1 protein-coding gene is annotated in these 703 nt (G+C 30.7%); it reads left to right on the top strand.

Annotation, left to right across the window (positions count from 1 at the left end):
- Positions 1-600 (top strand): ImmA/IrrE family metallo-endopeptidase (locus F928_RS10220; protein ID WP_005074582.1); only part of this gene is annotated, 600 nt, incomplete at its 5' end.
- Between the last annotated feature and the right edge of the window lie 103 nt (positions 601-703).

Below are 703 nucleotides of genomic sequence, written 5' to 3'. Positions count from 1 at the left end.
TCGCACTTAACTGGAGATACTCTTTCATGCACGAAACAACAAACTTCATCATCATTTACAACCATTGGAAAGAATATACCTAAAGAAGTAAGAATAGAAATTGAGGCTAATCACTTCTCAGCTCAATTACTTATGCCAAGTCTAGAGTTTAAAAGAGATATTAATCAGTTTGAACCTGACCTACGAGCTATTTTTATAATTGCACAAAAATATAACGTAAGTATGGCTGCATGTTGTGTACGGTTTAAAGACTTATCTGATTACTGTTGTGCAATAATTCATACTTATAACTTTGAAATTAAAAGGGTTTTAAAAACAAAAGGATTTCCTAGTTTGGAACGAAACTTTAAAAAAGGAAATTATATTAGCCCTAAGAGTATTTCAGCTAAATCATCAATAACTACAGAGCTATTACCCACAGATTGGAAAAATTGGTTACAAAGTCCTAATAGTGATAGAACAGAATTATATGAGCAAGTCTTTCAACAAGATGATGGATATCGAGTTACATTGTTATATTTAGATAATAGCCAAGAATTGGATGAAGATGATTTGGAAATAGAGCGTTTATCCGAATGGAATCCAAAATTTAAGAGATAAATTATATTCTATTTAACTTAATTCTATGAAAAGCCCAAATAATATATTTGAGCACTCAAGCTTTTACCTAGGAAGAAAAATCCCGCGAATACAATTAGGATTA

It is taken from the genome of Acinetobacter pittii ATCC 19004 = CIP 70.29 (assembly GCF_000369045.1).
GTDB lineage: Bacteria > Pseudomonadota > Gammaproteobacteria > Pseudomonadales > Moraxellaceae > Acinetobacter > Acinetobacter pittii.
Note: the sequence above shows the minus strand (reverse complement) of the source record. Positions and strands in the feature narration are given on the sequence as shown.